Raw genomic sequence first — 18,544 nt, 5'->3', positions numbered from 1 at the left:
GTCAGCTCTCTGTCTTTGCGGTGCCCATGCCCCGCAGTTGTGCCAAGACCTCGGCACGCGGCCCATCCAGAACCGCTCGCCCCTGATCCATCACGATGAGCCGCTCGGCCATGGCTGCGAGGGACTGACGGTGCGTGCAGACAATCAACCCCACACCGGTTGCATTCAGCGCTGCAAGACGCCCGACAATCTGGCTCTGCATGCGTTGGTCCATTGCATTGGTTGGCTCGTCCAGGAACAGCATCTTCGGGCGGCGCAGCAACAGGCGCGCCAGCGCAACCCCCTGTTTCTGCCCACCGGAAAGATGCTTGCCCTGCTCTCCAATGAACATGTCGAGCCCTTCGGGAGCTTCAGCCATGAACTCATCCATCGCCGCATAATAGAGCGCCTCGGCAATGTCCGCATCGCTTGCCGTCCGTTGACCGATCATCAGGTTCTCCCGCAGCGTTCCGGTGAAGAGCTCGGGCGTTTGGGGCAGATATCCAATCCCCCAGCGCAGTTCTGCGGGCTCATACTGAGACAGCGCAATGCCGTCGACGAGGACCGATCCGCTCTGAGGTGCTATCAAACCTGCAAGAAGTTTCCCGGTGGTCGTCTTGCCAGATCCGACGCGCCCCAGGAGCGCCACGCGCTCTGCGGCCTCTACTGCAAAGCTCAGACCGTTCAGCGCTGGCCGCGGAGCGTCGGGATAGCTCAGCGTCACGTCCTCCAAACGCAGAGCACCTTGCGTTACGCGCGCATCGCTCTTGACCGACGCACCTTGCTCCACCGGCAAAGCCATGAAGCGGTTGAGCGCCGCCAGTGATTTGAGCGCATATTGCGCGCGAAAAATCGTCTGAGCGACCATTCCGAGCGGCGCCAGAACGCGACCTGCAAGGATGTTGGCCGCAATCAAACCGCCCACCGTGATGGTGCCCTCCGCGACGAGGAACACGCCCCAGACAATGATCAGGACCGAAACCGACTGTTGGACCAGCAAGGTCCCATTGGTCGCCACGTTGGACCAGAACCGGGTGCGACCATTGATCTGTGAGGACGCCGTCACAGCCGCTTCCCATTCCCGCTGCATCACGGGTTCAGCGTTCAGGCTCTTGATGGTTTCGATCCCTCCCAGCGCCTCCACCAAGACCACATGCCGCTTGGTCGCCATCTGCTGTGCGCGTCCGGCACTGCGCCCCAGCGGCAGCTGCGCCGCAACGGCGATCAGCAAGACGACAGGGACCGCCAAAAGCGGGATGATCGCGATGGGCCCGACCACCCAGAAGAGCGCCGCTACGAAAATTCCGATGAAAAGCACGTCAATGATGGCAACAAATGTCGCGGAGGCAAAAAACTCGCGCACCACCTCAAAGTCACGAATGGTGCTGGCAATGCCTGCGGCCCCCCCGGGCCTGTTCATGAGCTGGGTATTCATCGCCTGGCGAAAGAGTGTTGCGGCCACCTTCATATCGACGCGCCGACCAATGTTCTCAAGCACGTTGGCTCGGATGACCCGCATGACCAAATCGAGCAACAACGCGATCCCAACGCCGACCGCCAGGGTCCACAGCGTCACATATGCCAGATTGGGGATGACCTTGTCGTAGACATTCATCACGAACAACGGCAGTGCCAGTGACATCACGTTCAGCAGAAGCGCTGCGATCAGCACCTGAAGCCAATTGGCCCAGTTGGCACGCACAGGCCCCCAGAACCAAGAGCGGTCATTCGACACCACGTTCCGAGTATCAGGGTCGCTCATCGCCGACGCGCGATCACCGCTTCGCGTGACCAGCATCAACTCCGGACGGATATCCTTGCGCAGATGCTTGAGCGGAATGTGCTGTACGAGATTGCTCTGCGAGGGATCAACCACCTGCGCCACCGCGCCATCTTCTGCAAACCCCTGAACGACAACCGGCAGGCCGGACGTGCGCCATACAACAAATGGCAAGGCAACGGGGTCCACGCGGACAATGTCACGAAGCAGCACTCGAGATGACAGACCAATCGCCTCGAGCGCGCGCATCATCTGATGAGGGTCCGACAAGACCGCCCCCTCCGGCAAGCGCGCCAGCACCGCCTCTGCGGAAAACGGCATGCCGAACGCCTCGGCCATCCAGGCGACAACACCGAGGCTTCGATCCGCTCCGGCATCCCCCGACGCTCCGCGGCGTTCTCCATCGAGTATGGTGCTGTCTGATTGGGCGTCGAAGGTCATCGCAGGGGTTCTATCGTGACGTCGAAAATGGCCCGCGGGTTGTCCTGCACACGCTCCTGAAAAACCGGGGCCAAGGCCAGATCACTCTTGGCGAGACCAAAATGACTTGCCAACCGACTCTGAACCGCCAAGGCCCTGTAGGTGCTGAATGCCAGGCCAGCCTGCGCGCCGACCGCCTCGAACTCGACGTTGAACCGCGCACGTTCGACTTCAAGAAGATCCAAAAGAGTGCGCCTGGCAGCAACAAATTCGTCCCCATAGACTTCCACGATCAGACGGTTGATCCGCAGTTGGTCATTGAGCTGCACGGCACGATCCGCATTTGTGCGATGAGCATTCCAGGCGCGCGCGGCCAACTCACGGACATCTCGCACGGCGACAGCTTGCTCCGCCAACGCGCGGCTGTTGAGTTCCGCTAGCGCGCGTCGCTCAGCATCGCGCCCACCTTGATAAAGCGTCCACCTCAGACCGACTCCGACAGTCTCATCCGTCCGGGTCCCCGATACGCCGTTGCGATTGATATCACGGACGACACCGGCATTCAGCGTGAATTCCGGATAGCGATCGGCAAGTGTGACCTCGGCCTGAAAGCGGGTCTGGTCGATTTGCGTCCGCGCAAATTGGACACGGTAGCTGTTGGCAACGGCAGTCTGGGTAAGTTGGTTCAGTGATGGGGGTGTCTCCGCCAGAGGCACGCGCATGGGTCCCTTCGGCGAATGCCCCACCACCTTCTCGTATCTGGCATCTGCATCGCGGAGAGCGCGTTCGACATCGAGTTGGGCCAGCCTCGCCGAGCGGATGCGATCATCAATGGTCAACTCATCGCTCAGCGGCAACCGCCCGCCCTGCACCAGGTCCCGCACCTGCATACCAATCTCTTCGTGTTTCGCGACGTTGCGCTTTGCCACATCGAGCAGCTGGCGGTGGCGGTGCACGTCAATATACGCTTCGGTTGCGTTCAGCGCCATCGTCTCGGACGCATCGAGCAGACTGAAAATGCTACCGTCCACCCGCGCCGCATTGGCATAGACAAGATTGGAGCGCCGAAATCCATCGAACAGGACCAGTTCGGCCCGCACAGCCAGTTGGTGGCGCGGCTTGGTGCTGTCGTTATCGGAAGCGGACAGCGCATTGGCGTCGTCCACCCGCTGCCAGCCCGTTTCGCCTGACAGAATGACACGCGGCTCGAATGCGCTCCGCAATTCGATAAGATCATAGGCGGACGCGCGCATCTGTGCTTGCGACGCCTTGATTGCAGGGTTTGTAGTGACAGCAGCCCGAACGGCCTCGCTGAGTGTCTCAGCGAGCAGCGCCCCTGTCACCAAGGACATCAGACCTGCACAGAGCAATATGCGCACGCGTTTCAGTATCGGGCCCCCCGTAACCGCCTACAAAACCCGTAAAAACAACATCTTCACGTTACCGCAATTGCCCAAAAAAGCAATCAACGAGACGGGCGCCGGACATAGCCGGCTCACGCTAGGCCCGTCAGGATCAGAGGAGCAGAGCGGCTGGAGTGCTCATTCGCTCAAGGCTACCTACGCCCCCTGTCAAAGCAGCCACAACCAGATCATCCCAATATAGGTCAGCTGGTGCAGCGCTTGATCAATGCCTGAGGCACGCCAGTATCCTGGATCGGCCGGTGTCAGGTCCTGAGTCGACGTATGTCGCCCTTTCCACCAATCGATATGGAAATGCACAGCCCATTCCAGCAGTATAACCGGCAGTACAAACGCAAGCGACGCACCGACCAGACTGAACGCCAGCACAGAGCCACCGGCATGGATTCCCGCATGGACGAAGGTCCCCATATGGAGATAGCGCCCCCGACCATCCAGCATCCACCGCGTCTGGAGAAAATAGTCGGCCAGCATGTGTTTGACTTGCAATAAGCACAACAGGATCAACAGTGTGCCGTAACTCGCTACCAAAACTCTTTCCTTTCACCCCCCGCCAGCGCAAACACTAGAGCGACAGGGGATCATGTGTAAATCAGGTATTCGCCCAAAACGTCGGGCAGTATGCGTTTCTTTCAAAATAGACGTACCGTCCCGCAATATGCGGACCGGCGGTTATGCCCGGTACAAGAGCGATTTACCATTCGCAAACAGGTGAACCTTGGACGGATCCGCCGTCAGCTTCAAGGTCTGCCCGCGCATGTTCGTATGGATACCAGGCAGCTTCGCGATCACCGTATCTGTGTCTTTGGCAGAACTCGGCGCTTCGAAATAGAGCTGCGTCACTTCTCCCAAAGCCTCGACAATCGTCACCTCATCGGCAAAGGCATAGTTGTCACCGTCGGTCGCGATCATGTCTTCCGGTCGAATACCAACGTTGATTTTCATACCCTTCTCAGACTCACGCGTGGGCACATTGGATTGGAAGGTGCCGCCGCCTTCCGGGCAGGACACGGTGGTAACCTCGCCCGTTTCTACGATCTCACCGGCCAGCAAGTTCATTGCGGGTGACCCAATGAACTGCGCAACAAATTCGTTCTCTGGCTTCTCGTAGAGCTCCAGCGGCGTACCGACCTGCGCAATACCCTTGTTGGCCAGCACCACGATGCGGCTGGCCAGGGTCATTGCCTCGACCTGGTCGTGGGTCACATAAATCATCGTCGAGTTCGGCATGCTCTCCTTCAGCTGAGCGATCTCGATCCGCGTTGCGACGCGCAAGCTCGCATCCAGGTTCGACAGAGGTTCGTCAAAGAGATAGACCTTCGGATCCCGCACGATGGAGCGCCCGATGGCGACCCGCTGCCGCTGCCCGCCCGAAAGCGCTTTGGGCAGGCGATCAAGGTATTGATCGAGCTGCAGCACCTTGGCGGCACGGCTCACCGCCTCGTCGATCTCCTGCGGCGATTTCTTCGCCAGTTTTAGCGCAAACGCCATGTTGTCGCGCACCGTCATATGCGGATAGAGCGCGTAAGACTGAAACACCATCGCAATGCCACGCTGCGCGGGCGGCACATCGTTCATGCGGTCGCCGTCGATCAGCAACTCGCCGGAGGTGATCTTTTCCAGCCCAGCGATCATCCGCAGCAGGGTCGACTTGCCACAGCCCGACGGCCCCACGAAGACGATCAGTTCACCGGTCGTGATATCCAGATTGATGTGTTTGAGCACCTCGACGTTGCCGCCATAGGCCTTGCCCACGTCCGTCAGTTTCAGATTGGCCATATCTTTGTCCCTCCCAAGACGTGAGTCTAATCCTGTTTCAGCGCGAGGCAGACTTGCCACGGCCCCAGGTGCAGTTTGAAGTCTGGTGACGGGGTCGCCCCGCCGAGCTCATGTCCAATTGTCACCCAATCGCCTGGCGGCATGCCGTGCAGCGACGGCGTGTCCGACAGGTTGAAGGCGCAGAACAATGTTTCATCCTCGTGCTCACGGGTGAACTGCAGCACGTCTCCATACGCAAAGACACCGCCGTGCTCGCCCTTGATCAGCGACGGGTGATCCTTCCGAAAGGCAATCGCGCGACGATAGTGGTGCAGGATCGCAGTGGGGTCGTCCTCTTGTATTCCAACGGCACGGTTCAGGTGGTCATGGCTAACCGGCAGCCAGGGAAAGCCCTCCGAAAAGCCACCGTTCTGGTTGGATGCCTCCCATACCATCGGGGTCCGGCAACCGTCACGACCCTTGAACTCGGGCCAGAACTCCTTGCCGTAGGGGTCCTGTAGATCTTCGAAAGCCACGTCCGCCTCCGGCAAGCCCAGCTCCTCGCCCTGATAGATACAGACCGAACCACGCAGGCACATGATCAACGTCGCGAACATGCGCTGTGCCGCTGGCGGCAGATCCCAGCGTGAGCTGTGTCGCTCCACATCGTGGTTAGAGAATGCCCAGCAGGGCCAACCATGTTTGGCCACGCGACCCAATTCGTCAAAAACCCGCGCGACGCGGGTGGCATCGAGCTTTGTCTTGGCCAGGAATTCGAAGGCATAGCACATGTGAACCTTATCGCCGCCGCTCGTATATTCCCCCAGAATCTCCAGGCCGCGCTGTGCATCGCCCACCTCGCCCACACAGGTTACTGCCGGGTATTCATCAAGCAGTGCGCGAAATCGCTTCAGGAACTCCAGGTTCTCTGGCTGGTTCTTTGAGTAGATATGCTCTTGGTGGTTATAGGGGTTCACCGATGGTGCAATGTTGGCATTGCGTCTCTCCGGAGGCAGGGGTGGATTGTCCCGCAGCTCCCTGTCCGCGAAGTAGAAGTTGATCGTATCCAGCCGGAACCCGTCCACGCCCCGGTCCAGCCAGAAGCGCGTGGTCGAGAGGATTGCATTCTGCACATCTTCATTGTGGAAGTTCAGGTCGGGCTGCTCGACCAGAAAGTTGTGCAGGTAGTACTGCTCGCGCCCCGGATCCCACTGCCAAGCAGGCCCGCCGAAGATCGACAGCCAGTTGTTGGGTGGTGTGCCATCGGGCTTGGGATCCGACCACACGTACCAATCCGCCTTGGAGTTGGTGCGGTTCGACTGGCTTTCGACAAACCATGGGTGCTGATCCGACGTGTGGCTCAACACCAGGTCGATCATCACCTTGAGCCCGTGCTGATGCGCGGCTTCGACCACCACATCGAAATCGGCGAGCGTGCCGAACATCGGATCGACGTTGCAGTAGTCGCTCACGTCGTAGCCAAAGTCCTTCATCGGCGACGTGAAAAACGGCGAGATCCAGATCGCATCGACCCCCAACGAGGCGATATAGCTCATACGCTGCGAGATGCCGATCAGATCGCCTATGCCATCGCCATTGCTGTCCTGAAAGCTGCGCGGATAGATCTGGTAGATCACTGCGCCCCGCCACCAATCCTTGTCGATGACGGGCAGGTGCAGATGGTGTTCCATCTTTGTCATTCTTGTCGGACTTTCTATTTCACCGAGCCGGCCAGCAGACCGCGCACCAGATACCGTTGCATTGTGAAGAAGACGATGAGCGGCACCGCGATGGAGATGAAGGCCGCCGAGGCCAGAATACCCCAGTCGCCGCCGCGCGAGCCAAGCAGGTCATCGGCGATCTTGACTGTCATCACCCAGCTCTCCGCATTCGAAGGCAGGAAGACTTTTGCGACCAGAAGGTCGTTCCAGGTCCACAGGAATTGGAAGATCGCGAAACTGGCGAGCGCAGGGAAACTCAGCGGCAGGACGATCTTGGTGAAGACCTGGAAGTCCGTGGCACCATCCACCTTCGCGCTTTCGATGATATCGCGTGGCAGGCCAACCATGTAGTTGCGCAACAAGTAGATCGCGAGCGGCAACCCGAACCCGGTATGTGCCATCCAGATGCCCAGAAAGCTTTGCCCGATTCCGATGGAATTGTGGAACTGCAGCAGTGGCACCAACGCCAGCTGCAGCGGCACGACCAATAGCCCAACGACCATGGCGATCAACAGACCGCGCCCTGCGAAATCCATCCAGGCCAGCGCATAGGCGGCAAAGGCGGCGATCAGGATCGGGATAATTGTTGCCGGAATCGTCACCGTCAGCGTGTTGATGAAGGCGATGTCCATGTTGTTTGAAAAGAGGATCGTCTGATAATTGTCGAGCGAGAAATCCGGCGGTGTGGCCGTCGAATAATAGACGCTCGGGTCGCGCTTGATCTCCGCAGGCGAGCGATAGACGAAATCGCCATTGGCCTGCACGGTCAGCGACCGATCGCGGGTCAGCTCGGCCGTTTCCCCAGCAGCCGCCACGGTCGGGTTGGAGCGTGCGCCGCCAAAGCGGATCACCTCGCCCTCGCCACCCGAGAAAATGTTGCCCTCGATCACGAAGAACTCACCATCCTGCCGGACTTCACCAGCGGGGATCTTGGCTTGAAAGTTCTGCTCCACCGCGAAGGGCGAGAGCCACCAGCCCGAGGCCGAGATCTGGTCACGATCCCGGAAGGAGGACACCAGCAATCCCACGGTCGGGATCAGCCAGAGCACAACGAGGAAGATGACCGAGAGATTGACGGCCCAGCTCAGCGACGACTTTGTACCTGCGATATTGTCCATTATCTCATCTCCGCCCGGGCTTGCCGGATGTTCCAGATCATCACCGGAAGCACCACGATCATGATGACAAAGGCAACCGCCGTGGCGCGCCCGTCGTCCCGGAACATGTACGACATCATGTAGCTCGGCAGGATGTCCGTCCCGAAGTTGCCGCCCGTCATCGTGTAGACGATGTCAAAGACCTTGAGCACCAGGATGGTGATGGTCGTCCAGACCACCACGATGGTGCCCATGATCTGCGGCACCTTGATCTTGAAGAAGACCTGGAACGGGTTCGCCCCGTCGATGATGGCCGCCTCGATGGTCTCTTCCGGGATGCCACGCAGGGCGGCGGAGAGGATCACCATGGCAAAGCCGGTCTGAATCCAAACCAGAATGAACATCAGGAAAAAGTTGTTCCAGAAGCGCACCTGCAGCACATCCAGCGGCTCCGACGCGCCAAAGAAGTCGCGGATCGCGTTGATCAGCCCGATGTCGGCGTTGTTCGCATAGACGAATTTCCAGATCAGTGAGGCGCCCACGAAGGAGATCGCCATGGGCATGAAGATCAGCGATTTCGCGATGTTCCCCCATTTGAGCCGGTCGGTCAGCTGCGCCACCAGCAGGCCAAAGAAGGTCGCGGCGGCGGGCACGACGAGCACCCAGAGCATGTTATTAAAGAAAGCGATCTGAAAGCCGTTGTCCGCAAACATCGTGGTGTAGTTGCCAAAACCGATGAACTCATCGCCCGAGCGGTTGTAGAGCGAGCGGTAGAAGGACCCCACCACCGGATAGACCAGATAGAGCCCCAATGCCGCCATCGCCGGGAAAAGGAAGAGCCACGGGCGCACCAGATTGGCGCGATTGATGTTCCGTCCCGGATTATCCGCCCGCGGGGGAAAGATGACCTTGTCGAGGATCAGATTGGACAGAAAGAAGTACCCGACGCATCCGCCGACCCCGACGATAACTGTGATGATGCCCTGAAGCAGCGGTGACATGGCAATCCCTCCCAAGACGCATGTGCGGGTTTGATCCGGCGGCGCACACCGCCGGACCCAGGTGCAAGAGGCTTACTGGATCGTATCCCAGCGCTCTTGGATGCCTTTGGCGACATCTTCGGCGCTGGCGCCAGTGGTGTAGTCTACCATACCGGTCCAGAAGGCGCCCGCGCCGATCTCACCGGGCATCAGATCGGAGGCGTCAAAGCGAAAGGTCGTTGCATTTAGCAGAATGTCACCCTGCGCCTTGAGGCTGTCCTCGAGATACGTCTCGGTGTTCACACCAGCATGTGCCGTCAGGAATCCGCCCTGCGCCATCCAGAGCTCATGTGCGACCGGCAGCTTCAGGAATTCGATGAAGGCATTTGCCGCCTCCGACGGGTTGGTGATGGCAAAGAGCGTGCCCGCGCCCAACACCGGCTTGCCGAGATCCTTTTCGGCATAGGCGGGGAAGTAGAAGAAATCCACGTCCTCTCCCACCACGGTGCCTTCGGGGAAGAACGCTGGGATGAACGACGCCTGACGGTGCATGTAGCATTTCGGCGGGATGTCGAAGAGGCCGGTCGGGCTGTCGCGGAAATCCGTATTGGCCACGGCAGATGCGCCACCGTCCACGTAATCGTCATTGCGCGCGAAGGCACCGAATTCCTCGATCGCCGCGATCACCTTGGGATCATCGAACTTCATCTCGTTGGCGACCCAGGCGTCGTAGTCCGCCGGGGATTGCGTGCGCAGCATCATCTCTTCGACCCAATCCGTCGCCGGCCAGCCGGTCGCGGCTCCGGATCCCAGGCCGATGCACCAAGGCGTGCCGCCTTCTTCCACGATCAGATCGGTCAGTTCTTTCAGCTCTTCCATCGTCTCGGGGATGTCATAGCCGGCTTCGTCAAAGGCTTCGGGCGAATACCAGACCAGCGACTTCACATCGACCCGGTAGAAGAGGCCGTACATTTGGTCCTCGCCGTTTTCATCGGCGTATGTCCCCAGATCGACCCACGACTGACCGGCAGCATAGTTGTCACGCACCCAATCGGCGGTTCCGTCGGGCAACGGCGTCAGCAGGCCCTGGCTCGCCATATCGGCTGCCAGTCCGGGTTGCGGGAAAACCGCGAGGTTGGGCGCAGAGCCCGAGCGCGCAGAAATCACGATGTCCTGTTCGAAGCTGTCCGAACCCGAGTAGTTCACCGTCGCGCCAGTGGCACTGGTGAAGTAGGAGAACGCCTTGTCGACCTTTTCCTTTTCGTCCCCGGTCCACGGTCCGGTGATCTCCACCGTCTGACCGCTCAAATCATACTTATCCGCAAACTCATTGTAGCTGTCCCAGCTAAAGTCGCCCTCGCCCACGGCAAACGGCTGATGCCCATCTGCGTGCGCCAATCCCGCAAAAAGAGCCAGTGCTGCAGCACCCGCGTAAAAACGTGCCTTCATGAGATCCTCCCGTAGCAATGCCTGTTTTGGCATCGTCTTGATCATTTTTTATGCGCAAAGAATCACTCCAAAGCGCTTTGGATGGCTGAAAACTGGAGGAAGGTATCAAATGTGTCAACTCGAGGTTGGGTTTCTGCACCACTTTTCAAGGCGCTGCGAATGTCCTGCTGGGCACTGGCCGTTTCCGCTTTGACCTGCCCCGCGGCTGTGCCTAGGCTGATCGCTGTTTGAGACCAAAAATGGGACCGCGGGTCTTATGAACTTACGAGAGCTATCGGAGCGGTTGAACCTGTCGCAGACCACCGTCAGCCGCGCCTTGAACGGGTATCCAGAGGTCAGTGAACAGACCCGCAGGCGGGTTACGGCCGCAGCCAAGCAATACAATTATCGTCCCAACGTCCGCGCCCAGACCCTTGCCACCGGTCGGTCCATGGCGATCGGCCACATCATTCCGTTCTCCAAGCAGAACGAGATGGTCAACATCGTCTTCGCCGACTTTATCGCGGGCGCTGGGGAGGTTTACGCGCAGCACGGCTACAATATGAGCCTGTCGCTGGTCCGGGATGAAGACGAATTCAGCGCTTATCGCGGTGTGGCCGAGAAAGGGGCCGTGGACGGCATAATCGTGCATTCTCCCGCACGCGATGATCCGCGGATCGACTTCCTCAGTGAGTTGGAGATCCCGTTCCTGGTGCATGGTCGCGCCTCGGAGGTGAAAACACCGTACTCCTGGCTCGACGTGAACAACACTCGCGCAATTGAGACCGGCACGCGGCACCTTCTGGATCTTGGACATCGCCGGATCGGGCTGATCAACGGGGAAGAGCGCATGGACTTCGCGCAGAGACGGCGCGAGGGCTATCTCGCGGCTGTTCGACAGGCTGGTGTCGCGCCGGATGCGGATCTGATGCGATCCAACGAGATGAGTGAGCCCTACGGGTATACCGCCACGCATGAGATGCTCGATCAGACGGATCCAGCCACGGCCTTCGTCGCCTCGTCTATTGTCTCCGCCCTCGGCATTCGCCGCGCCCTTCAGGAGCGCGGTCTGGTGATGGGCCAGGATATCTCGGTCCTGTGTTTTGACGATGAGATTTCCTATTTGCCAAACGGCCAAACGGTGCCTGTTTTCACGGCGATCCGCTCCTCTGTGCGCGCGGCGGGCCGCCGGTGCGCCGAACTGCTCATTGACCAGATCGCGCGGCCCGACCAAGAGTTGCGAACCGAGCTGTGGGACGCAGAGCTCGTGATCGGCCCCTCGACCGGCCCCTGCCCCCAAAAGGACGCATGATGAATTTCAAGAGATCGGATTTCCCCGATGGCTTCCAGTTTGCCGCCGCCACCTCCAGCTACCAGATCGAAGGGCACAGCTTCGGTGGTGCGGGCCAGACTCATTGGGATACCTTCGCCGCGACGCCAGGCAATGTAGTGCGTGCCGAGCACGGTGCGGTCGCCTGCGATCATTATCATCGCTGGGAAGAGGACCTGGACCTGATGCAAGCGCTGGGGCTCGATGCCTACCGGTTTTCGACCAGTTGGGCGCGGGTGCTGCCCGAAGGGCGCGGCACGCCAAACCAGGAGGGCCTCGACTTCTATGACCGGCTCGTTGACGGGCTGCTTGCGCGCGGCCTGAACCCCATGGTCACGCTCTATCACTGGGAGCTGCCCGTGCCACTGGCCGATCTGGGCGGCTGGCGAAACCCGGATATCTCGCACTGGCTGGCAGACTACACCACGGTCATCATGCAGCGCATCGGCGACCGGGTGTTCAGCGCGGCCCCGATCAATGAGCCCTGGTGCGTCGGCTGGTTGTCGCATTTCATGGGGCATCACGCGCCCGGTCTGCGCGATATCCGTGCGACCGCTCACGCGATGCACCATGTGCTGACCGGGCATGGCCGGGCGATCCAGGCGATGCGCGCGCTCGGCGTGTCAAACCTCGGCGCTGTCTGCAACTTCGAATATGCTCACCCTACGGATGACTCGCCCGAGGCGGCAAGGGCCGCCAAGCTCTATGATGGCTACTACAACCGCTTCTTCCTCGGCGGCCTCTTCAAGGGCGCGTACCCTGAGGATGTCATGGAAGGCCTCGCTCCGCATATGCCCAAGGGTTGGGAGGATGACTTCGAGCTGATCGGCCAGCCGCTCGATTGGTGCGGGCTGAACTACTATACCTGCAAGCGCATTGCGCCGACAGACGGCCCGTGGCCCGCGCATCAGGAAGTCAATGGGCCGCTGCCGAAGACGCAGATGGGGTGGGAAATCTATCCCGAGGGCCTGCACCACTTTCTGACTTGGGTACATGAGACCTACACCAAGGGTTTGCCGCTCTACGTCACCGAAAACGGCATGGCAAACCCGGACGAGGCGGGTGTGCGGGATGACGCACGTATTGAGTACCTGAATGCCCACATCTCCGCCGCGCAACAGGCAATGGCCGAGGGTGTTCCCCTCAAAGGCTATACCTTCTGGTCGCTCATGGACAATTACGAATGGGCGCTCGGCTATGAGAAACGCTTCGGCCTGATCCACGTGGATTTCAAAACGTTGGATCGCACGCCCAAAGCCTCCTATCACGCGCTGGCAAAGGCGCTTAGGGGGTAAACCACTCCGGCACGCCGAAGAGTGGGTCGGTCACGCTGTGAGTGCCCGTAAGGCTCTTGAGGAAGGCCACGATCTGCGCGACTTCTTCATCGTTCAGATCCGGTCTCTTTCCGGGTACCACGCGCGCCTGACGCGCCATTTCGCGTGCATCCGACTGGATCACGAAGTCTCCCGCCTCCAACCACGGCACATCCGGCAACTTCGCATCCTCCGGTCGCCAGTCGGCCCGCGACCGCGCCGGGTCGAGGTGTTGGCGCACGATGCCCTCCAGCGTGGCAAAAGCCCCGTTGTGGCCGTAAGGCGCGGTAAGCGCCACATTGCGCAACATGGGTGTGCGGAAGGCATATGAATCTTCCAGCCGGTTGCTTTCGCCCATCCGCCCCACGTCGCGCGCGTAAGGATCGAACAAGCGCGTGCGTCCGGGACCGAAGGCGGGCAGCCCCAGCGCGTGGAATTTCTGATCGCTCATGAGAGGGCCAGAATGACAGCTGGCGCACTCCGCTTTGCCATAGAACAGCTGCATGCCCGCGTGTTGGTCTGCTGTCAGTGCGGCGTGGTCCCCTCCAATATACTGATCAAACAGGCTGTCAAAGCTGGTCCATTCCAGTGCCATGAAGGCGGCCAGAGCATTGGCGATCTCGACGATGGTCACCTCTTCGGGGGCATCGATGTGATCGAAGGCGGCGACGAAGCGCGCGCCATACCCCCCTGCCGTACGCACCCGTTTGGCGAGGATGGGCCAAGCAGCGTCGATCCGGTCGTGCACAGCACCGATGATCTCGTTCTCACCCGGGTTTCCGGCCATCTCGAACTGAGCCACAAGCGGAAAGAGTGCCTGCGCGGCCAGCAACGAATTCAACCCCTGCGGCAGCCACTCCTCTGCAGGCGAATTGAACCCGTTGCCGAATAGCTCAGATTTGCTCAACCGCCCGTCATGAAACATGACCGTCAGATCGCGCCCGCCGAGGTTCCACAGCCCCGGCGCATTGCGTGGAATGCGCTTGGCGATGCGCGCAAGGCCTATGCCGGGTGTCCGGTCCGGCCCCAGTCCCTGCCCGCCTTCCCCGATGCCAAGGCTCAACCCATCGCCGGTGCCGAACTTCGGATGATGGCAATGCGCGCAAGAGATATTCCGATTGCCCGACAGGATGGTATCGTAGAACAAGGACTGGCCCAACGCGGCCTGATCCCTGTCGAAGCTTAGAAAATCATCGGCGGTCAGGGGCCGGGGCAGATCACCGGCGGCGGCGACGCTCGCAACACAGGAGAACAGGAACCCATGCGCGCCATATGTTTTGCCTTTGCACTTCTGGCTGGCCCTGCCCTTGCAGAAATTGAAGAGGCGCGCGACATGATGGAAGAGGGCCGCTTTGAGGCGGCCTACGCGGCGCTCTGGCCGGCGGCGCGCTCGGGCAATGCGGAAGCCGAAGAGCTGATCGGTGTGATGTATGCCATGGGCCTTGGTGTATCGCGGGACGACATGCGCGCGTTCGAGTGGTACCTGCGCTCGGCGATGAAGGGGCATCCGGGGGCGCAATCGGGGGTCGGCTGGTACTATGAGGTCGGTCGCGGGATGCCCGCCCCGGACCTCGTGCGCGCCTACATGTGGTACACGCTGTCGGCCATCGGTGGTGATCCGGACGCGGCGATCAGCCTCGAAGAGGTCGTGAAGAAGATGACCCGGGAGGAGATCGAAAAGGCGCATGAGCTGGTCGCGGATTACAAGGTCTGGATGTACCCGTTTCGGTGACGATGGGGCAGCCAGATGGACCGCCCCACCAGAGGATCAGTTCAGATCCGCCGCACGTGCCGCGCCGATCTCTTCCTCGGCTTCGGCGACGGCTGTTGTCAGGGCATCGAAGATTTCCTCCCCACGCGCGACATTGGCCTTGAACCAGTCAAACACCGGCGCCGCACCGTCCTTGAACGCCTCTTTCTGCTCCGGCGTCGGCACGTAGAGATCGCCACCCTCGGCCACGAACTGCTCGTAAGCCTCGATGGATTTGCGCTTGGGGGAGGCAAAGGTCGCCTGCTGCAGGGCGTAGAACCCGTCGACCACCACCCGGCGCATATCCTCGGGCATCTCGAGGAAGCGCGCGTTGTTCATCCACCACAACGCGCCCATATAGGCGTGACCGTCGAGGGTGACATATTTCAGGCCCGCGTCGGGGAATTTCATGCCCATGATGTCGGTGATGCCGTTCTTGGAGCCTTCGACCACACCGGTCTGGAAGGACGTAAACAGCTCCGGCCATGGGATCGGCGTAGGCGCAGCACCCAGCGCTTTCACCAGCTCTTGCGGCAGGTCGGCGACCACGGTGCGGATTTTCAGGCCTTCCATGTCCGATGGTTCCGCAATGCGGCGCTTGGTGTTGGCAAAGTTGCGCCAGCCGCCGGTGTTGCCAATGGTCATCAGGCGGATCGAATCGCCGGAATCTTCCAGCGCCATGTCGCGCATCTTGCGGGTGAAATCGCCCGACAACACGTGCTCCGCAATTCGGTCATCCGCCATCAGATACGGCAGGTCGAGCACCTGAACATAGGGGAAAATGCCCGAGGCACCGCCCGACGTGGAGACAAAGATATCAATGGTGCCGTCCGCCACGCCCTGCAGGCACTCCGCACCATTGCCGCACAGCTGGGTGCCAATGAAAAGCTCCACCGCGATGGCGCCGTTGGAGGCCGCTTCGACGTAGTTCTTGAAGACCACGAGGCCGTCGTAGTCTTCATCGTTCTCGTTGGAATTGGCCGTGGCCCGCAGCGTATAGTCCTGCGCCGCTGCCGCCATCGCGGACCCGGCCAGCATGGCCGCCACGGTCAGCGATTTGAGGGTGTTTTTGATCATGTTTTTCCTCCCATTGGATGTCGTTTAGTTTGCAAAACCCGTCAGGCGCGGGACCGTTATGGAGATGGCCGGTATGTAGGTGATCAGGAAGATCACGAGGATCTCAACCGCCAGGAACGGCAGGATCGCCTTGGAGATGGTCTCGACCCGTTCACCCGACACCGACGAGGCGACGAACAGCACCAGCCCCATGGGCGGCGTGGCCAGCCCGACGGTCAGGTTCACGCTCATGATGATCGCAAAGTGGATCGGATCGACCCCGAGGCTCACAAAGATCGGGCCGAGGATCGGGCCAAGAATGATGATCGCAGGGCCCGCATCGAGGAACATGCCCACGATGAACAGCAGCAGGTTGATCAGGAACAGCAGGATCAGCGGGTTGCTCGTGAGGCTCAACACGAACTCCGCCATGGTCTCCGGCGCGTGGCTGAGGCTGACGACGGTCTTGAAGGCCATCGCAGCGCCCACGAGCAGCAACACCACGGCAGAGGTAATCCCCGCGCGGTTCAGCACATCCGGCAAGTCGCTGAATTTCAGCGTGCGCATGACAAAAAGCCCGATGATCAGAGCATAGGCCACAGCGACCGCAGCCGCTTCGGTCGGTGTGAAGACACCCGCAAGGATGCCGCCCAGGATGATCACCGGGGTCAGCAGCGGAAAAAACGCCTTGAGGCTGGCTTGCCCACGCTCACCCCAGGAGTGCTTTTTGGTGGCGACCGGGAAGTTGTATTTGTCGGCCTGGAACTTCACCATCAGCATCAGGCCCAGGCCCACCATCACACCCGGCACGATGCCTGCAAGGAAGAGGGCCGCGACGCTCTCACCCATCACGTAGGCATAGATGATCATGATGCCCGACGGCGGAATGATCGGCCCGATCACGGAACTGGCCGCAGTGATGGCAGCGGCAAAGCGGCGGGTGTAGCCGTGCTTTTCCATCGCGGGGATCAGCATGGAGCCAAGGGCAGAGGTATCAGCCACAGCCGAGCCTGACAGGCCCGCAAAGAGCATAGACGACAAGATGTTCACATGCGCGAGACCGCCACGGAAATGACCCATCATGGCCTGGGAAAACTCCACCAGCCGCATGGTGATGCCGCCGCGGTTCATCAGCTCTCCCGCCAGCATGAAGAAAGGGATCGCCATCAGCGGGAAGCTGTCCATCCCGTTGTAGAGATTACGATAGAGCAGCGTGATGTCGCGCTCCTGCCCGTTCAGCCAGAGCAGAATGCCGGGCGCGGCCAGCAGGCCGAAGAACACCGGCAGGCCAATCATCAGAAACAGCAAAAAGAGCGGCAGGAACCAGACCAGCATTATTCTGCCCCTACCTGTTCTTCCAGAGTGATCGCGGGCAGCTGATCTGCACCGCCCATCATCTTCACCAGCGCGCGCAGGATCAGCTCGACGTTTACCGAAATCAGCACGATCACCCCGAAGAGCAGCGAGGCCATCATCCAGCTGCGCGGCACGCGGAACCAGCTCTTAAAGCTCAGGTCTGTGGGCAAGTACAGCGCGGCAGTTGCGAATTTCCCCGCAAATCCGGTAACTTCCGACCAGCCAATCTGCGCGGCGACAATCAACACGCCAAGGCTGAGAAACAGCAGGATCAGCGAGATCAACGCGCCCAAACGCTCCGGCAGCAACCGCACAACCGTGTCAATGGCCACAAAGCCGCCGCGCCGAAACGCCGTAGGCGCCATCAGCCCGGTCATCCACAGCATGCAAAAGCGAGCCGCCTCATCCGGCCAGGGCAGCGCGTTGTTTAGCACATAGCGGTAGAACACCTGAATGAGGATTGCGGTGACCATAAGCGCCACTGCCACCACCCCAAGGCCCCTGCCCAGCTTGAGCACGACCTCATTAACCAGCCGGAGCGGTGTCATCACCGCCAGCAATGCTCCCATTCCGGAGCCTCCTCCCTTGTGCCCGGGTATTCCGGGTCACGACGTGCGGGTTTTCCCCACACGCTTCATTCGTTGGCCTTTTAGGCCGGATTGTCAAACCGTCCGAAACGGCCTTGGCAAAAAATCAGCGCATTCCCCTCCCGGAACGCGGCTGAGCGCAGGCGGCCCACAACAATTGCGTGGTCGCCTGCGTCATGGATCTGGTGGGTGGTGCATTCAAAGCGCGCGAGGCAGTTGCCCAGCAGCGGGACACCATGCGCATTGTGCGTCACATCCAGCCCGTCAAAGGCGTGCGCGGATTTGGCAAATCCCATGGCGATGTGTTCGTGCTCGGCGCCCATCAGGTGAATCGCAAAATGCTCTGCGGCCGCGAAATGCGGATAGCGGCTGGATGATTTGGCCGGGCACCACAGAACAAGCGCTGGGTCCAGCGAGACGCTGGAAAAGGAATTCGCCGTCATGCCAATCGGGCCGTCCGCCGTCTGGGCCGTCACCACCGTCACGCCGGTGCCGAACTGTCCAAAGGCGGCACGCAGTTGCAGCTTGGTCTCCGGGCCAGGCACAAAGCTGTGGAGTTTGGTCATCT

General features: G+C 60.4%; 16 protein-coding genes. 3 read left to right on the top strand and 13 right to left on the bottom strand.

From position 1 onward, the window contains the following. Nucleotide 1 precedes the first annotated feature (1 nt). The 8 genes from Q1A71_RS02540 to Q1A71_RS02505 form a co-directional block, all read right to left on the bottom strand. Nucleotides 2–2,200, bottom strand: coding sequence for a type I secretion system permease/ATPase (locus Q1A71_RS02540; protein ID WP_299671399.1), 2,199 nt, complete (start codon nt 2,198–2,200; stop codon nt 2–4). After that, nucleotides 2,197–3,531 (bottom strand): TolC family protein, encoded by a 1,335-nt coding sequence (locus Q1A71_RS02535; protein ID WP_299671398.1) that lies wholly within the window; start codon nt 3,529–3,531, stop codon nt 2,197–2,199. The genes Q1A71_RS02540 and Q1A71_RS02535 overlap by 4 nt, the downstream gene beginning before the upstream one ends. A 219-nt stretch (nt 3,532–3,750) precedes the next feature. After that, nucleotides 3,751–4,131, bottom strand: a complete 381-nt coding sequence (locus Q1A71_RS02530; protein WP_299671397.1) for a DUF3307 domain-containing protein — start codon at nt 4,129–4,131, stop codon at nt 3,751–3,753. 141 nt (nt 4,132–4,272) lie between these two features. Next, nucleotides 4,273–5,379, bottom strand: coding sequence for a sn-glycerol-3-phosphate ABC transporter ATP-binding protein UgpC (ugpC, locus tag Q1A71_RS02525; protein ID WP_299671394.1), 1,107 nt, complete (start codon nt 5,377–5,379; stop codon nt 4,273–4,275). Nucleotides 5,380–5,405: 26 nt separating this feature from the next. Then, nucleotides 5,406–7,058, bottom strand: a complete 1,653-nt coding sequence (locus tag Q1A71_RS02520) for an alpha-glucosidase (protein WP_299671391.1) — start codon at nt 7,056–7,058, stop codon at nt 5,406–5,408. Between the two features lie 14 nt (nt 7,059–7,072). Further along, on the bottom strand, nt 7,073–8,197 hold the full coding sequence (locus Q1A71_RS02515; protein ID WP_299671389.1) for a carbohydrate ABC transporter permease: 1,125 nt from the start codon (nt 8,195–8,197) through the stop codon (nt 7,073–7,075). Then, nucleotides 8,197–9,177, bottom strand: coding sequence for a sugar ABC transporter permease (locus Q1A71_RS02510; protein ID WP_299671386.1), 981 nt, complete (start codon nt 9,175–9,177; stop codon nt 8,197–8,199). The genes Q1A71_RS02515 and Q1A71_RS02510 overlap by 1 nt, the downstream gene beginning before the upstream one ends. A 72-nt stretch (nt 9,178–9,249) precedes the next feature. Then, on the bottom strand, nt 9,250–10,605 hold the full coding sequence (locus Q1A71_RS02505) for an ABC transporter substrate-binding protein (RefSeq protein WP_299671383.1): 1,356 nt from the start codon (nt 10,603–10,605) through the stop codon (nt 9,250–9,252). Between the two features lie 256 nt (nt 10,606–10,861). On the opposite strand from Q1A71_RS02505, the gene Q1A71_RS02500 reads away from it, so the two are divergent. Next, a complete protein-coding gene (locus Q1A71_RS02500; RefSeq protein WP_299671380.1) occupies nt 10,862–11,896 on the top strand; it encodes a substrate-binding domain-containing protein in 1,035 nt (344 codons plus the stop codon). Beyond that, the gene (locus Q1A71_RS02495) at nt 11,896–13,209 is read left to right on the top strand and encodes a GH1 family beta-glucosidase (protein ID WP_299671377.1); all 1,314 of its coding nucleotides are present in this window, start codon (nt 11,896–11,898) and stop codon (nt 13,207–13,209) included. Before Q1A71_RS02500 ends, Q1A71_RS02495 begins: the two co-directional genes overlap by 1 nt. On the opposite strand, the gene Q1A71_RS02490 is transcribed toward Q1A71_RS02495, so the two are convergent. Then, nucleotides 13,199–14,386 (bottom strand): cytochrome c peroxidase, encoded by a 1,188-nt coding sequence (locus tag Q1A71_RS02490; RefSeq protein WP_366140210.1) that lies wholly within the window; start codon nt 14,384–14,386, stop codon nt 13,199–13,201. The two genes, Q1A71_RS02495 and Q1A71_RS02490, sit on opposite strands and share 11 nt — an antisense overlap. A gap of 102 nt (nt 14,387–14,488) precedes the next feature. On the opposite strand from Q1A71_RS02490, the gene Q1A71_RS02485 reads away from it, so the two are divergent. Next, nucleotides 14,489–14,959 (top strand): tetratricopeptide repeat protein, encoded by a 471-nt coding sequence (locus tag Q1A71_RS02485; protein ID WP_299671375.1) that lies wholly within the window; start codon nt 14,489–14,491, stop codon nt 14,957–14,959. A 36-nt stretch (nt 14,960–14,995) separates the two neighbouring features. Here the strand turns inward: Q1A71_RS02485 and dctP are convergent, their stop codons facing one another. The 4 genes from dctP to Q1A71_RS02465 form a co-directional block, all read right to left on the bottom strand. After that, complete coding sequence (dctP, locus tag Q1A71_RS02480; protein ID WP_299671372.1) at nt 14,996–16,054, bottom strand: TRAP transporter substrate-binding protein DctP; 1,059 nt, start codon at nt 16,052–16,054, stop codon at nt 14,996–14,998. A 24-nt stretch (nt 16,055–16,078) separates the two neighbouring features. Further along, entirely contained in the window at nt 16,079–17,368 is a 1,290-nt protein-coding gene (locus tag Q1A71_RS02475) for a TRAP transporter large permease (protein ID WP_299671369.1), read from the bottom strand. Next, a complete protein-coding gene (locus Q1A71_RS02470; protein WP_299671367.1) occupies nt 17,368–17,958 on the bottom strand; it encodes a TRAP transporter small permease subunit in 591 nt (196 codons plus the stop codon). The genes Q1A71_RS02475 and Q1A71_RS02470 overlap by 1 nt, the downstream gene beginning before the upstream one ends. 80 nt (nt 17,959–18,038) lie before the next feature. Next, nucleotides 18,039–18,542: a flavin reductase family protein gene (locus tag Q1A71_RS02465; protein WP_299671364.1), complete on the bottom strand. Its 504-nt coding sequence runs from the start codon at nt 18,540–18,542 to the stop codon at nt 18,039–18,041. Nucleotides 18,543–18,544 lie beyond the last annotated feature (2 nt).

Origin of the sequence: uncultured Roseobacter sp. (genome assembly GCF_947493125.1) — a bacterium.
Classification (GTDB): domain Bacteria; phylum Pseudomonadota; class Alphaproteobacteria; order Rhodobacterales; family Rhodobacteraceae; genus Roseobacter.
This window is presented reverse-complemented; position numbering and strand designations above follow the sequence as displayed.